This is a genomic window from Occallatibacter sp. (genome assembly GCF_049582745.1).
GTDB lineage: Bacteria > Acidobacteriota > Terriglobia > Terriglobales > Acidobacteriaceae > Telmatobacter.
The window spans coordinates 1-1,912 of sequence record NZ_JBAUUO010000109.1; the positions used below are offsets into that span (position 1 = coordinate 1).

Annotated in this window: 2 protein-coding genes and 3 tRNA genes; all 5 read right to left on the reverse strand. The window is 61.3% G+C overall.

Annotation, left to right across the window (positions count from 1 at the left end; all coding sequences use genetic code 11):
- On the reverse strand, positions 1-995 hold a 995-nt coding region (gene tuf, locus WCA10_RS16485; protein WP_472823608.1), incomplete at its 3' end, for an elongation factor Tu.
- Between the two features lie 126 nt (positions 996-1,121).
- Positions 1,122-1,197 (reverse strand) — tRNA-Thr (locus tag WCA10_RS16490).
- Positions 1,198-1,233: 36 nt separating this feature from the next.
- Positions 1,234-1,308 (reverse strand) — tRNA-Gly (locus tag WCA10_RS16495).
- A gap of 11 nt (positions 1,309-1,319) precedes the next feature.
- A complete protein-coding gene (locus WCA10_RS16500; protein WP_472823609.1) occupies positions 1,320-1,559 on the reverse strand; it encodes a TMEM143 family protein in 240 nt (79 codons plus the stop codon).
- 91 nt (positions 1,560-1,650) lie between these two features.
- Positions 1,651-1,737 (reverse strand) — tRNA-Tyr (locus tag WCA10_RS16505).
- Between the last annotated feature and the right edge of the window lie 175 nt (positions 1,738-1,912).

Consider the following 1,912-nt stretch of genomic DNA (forward strand, 5'->3'; position numbering starts at 1 on the left):
AACTGCGGACGGTAGCCGTTGAAGAACGGGGTATGACGCCCGCCCTCTTCCTTCGACAGAATGTAAACCTCGCCCTTGATCTTGGTGTGCGGCGTGATCGAGCCCGTCTTGGCCAACACCATGCCGCGCTCCACGTCGTCCTTGCCGATGCCGCGCAGCAGCAGACCCGCGTTGTCGCCCGCCAGGCCTTCGTCCAGCTGCTTCTTGAACATTTCCACGCCGGTCACAACCGTCTTGCGCGTGTCGCGGAAGCCCACAATCTCGACTTCCTCGCCCACCTTCACCTTGCCGCGCTCGATGCGGCCCGTCACCACCGTGCCGCGTCCCGAGATCGAAAAAATATCCTCGATCGGCATCAGGAACGGCTGGTCGATGGCGCGCGCCGGCAGCGGAACATAGGCATCCACCGCCGCCATCAGCTCGTCCACGCTCTTTTCCCACTGCGCCTCGCCGTTCAGCGCGCCCAGCGCCGAGCCGCGAATCACCGGGATATCGTCGCCCGGGAACTTGTACTTCGACAGCAGCTCCCGCACTTCCATCTCCACCAGGTCGATCAGCTCCGGATCTTCCACCGCGTCGCACTTGTTCAGAAACACCACCATCGAAGGCACGCCAACCTGGCGCGCCAGCAGCACGTGTTCCTTGGTCTGCGGCATCGGACAGTCGGTGGCCGCAACCACCAGAATGGCGCCATCCATCTGCGCCGCGCCGGTGATCATGTTCTTGATGTAGTCGGCGTGGCCCGGGCAATCCACGTGCGCATAATGACGGTTGGCCGTCTCATACTCCACGTGCGCCGTGGCAATCGTAATGCCGCGCTCGCGCTCTTCCGGCGCATTGTCGATCGAGTCGAACGAGCGGAATTTGATGTTCGGATTGTGCTTTGCCAGCACCTTCGTGATCGCCGCCGTCAGCGTCGTCTTGCCATGATCGATATGCCCGATCGTCCCAACGTTCACGTGCGGCTTGCTGCGGTCAAATTTCTCTTTCGCCATTGCTCTTCGCCCTAGTAGTTACGGTGGATTTTCACGTGCTTCCTGCGCAGACCCGGATCCGCCGCCGAACCCACAACAGCCCTCCGCAAGGGAGGGCCGCGGGACCAGCTCGGCCTGGCTGAAAAATGGAGCTGATGATCGGGATTGAACCGATGACCTCTCCCTTACCAAGGGAGTGCTCTACCAACTGAGCTACATCAGCAGCTACAACTGCAGTATATACGACCTGCAAAACTTATGGAGCGGGAGACGGGAATCGAACCCGCGACCAACAGCTTGGAAGGCTGAGACTCTACCACTGAGTTACTCCCGCCCGCTCGTCACTCACTCCTGCCCGGAACGCCCGCGCTCTTCCAGCCGCTCGCGCTTGCGATGAATCCAGCTGCGGAAGGCAAACAGCCCCAGCACCGCCAGTGCCGCGCCGCGCCAACTGATATCCAGCAGCGGCTCGCCATTCAGGCCATTGACGGTTCGGATCGTCTCCGAGCTCAACGTCACCCACTCCAGCGCGCCCAGCCCAACAAAGGCGCCCATGGCGATCCAAAACCGCTTCTCTCTCGCCATCACTACTCAATCCCGCCTGGGCGCCGTTTCGACGGCGAACCCACTTCGGTGGCTAACCCGCAGCGGCGGCCAACGCGCAACTTGCAAAAAATGGTGCACAGGGGAGGATTCGAACCTCCGTAGACCTAAGGCCGACAGATTTACAGTCTGTTGGTTTTAACCACTCACCCACCTGTGCGTGAACTTCTTTCGGCGGATGACTCCGCAGCCCATGCCAACGCATCGCAATGCGTCGCACGCAATCCTTCTCCGGGCAAACTTTCAAAGACCCTTTTCACGGGCGCTTGAGCCCGCCGCGGATGTCCCCAAAGACCGCGCTCCGCCACGGACGGCATTCGCCGTCGTTACAGGGG

Excerpts from the sequence above, each read along its gene's own strand:
- WCA10_RS16500 (WP_472823609.1), bottom strand. The coding sequence starts at position 1,559 with ATGGCGAGAGAGAAGCGGTTTTGGATCGCCATGGGCGCCTTTGTTGGG.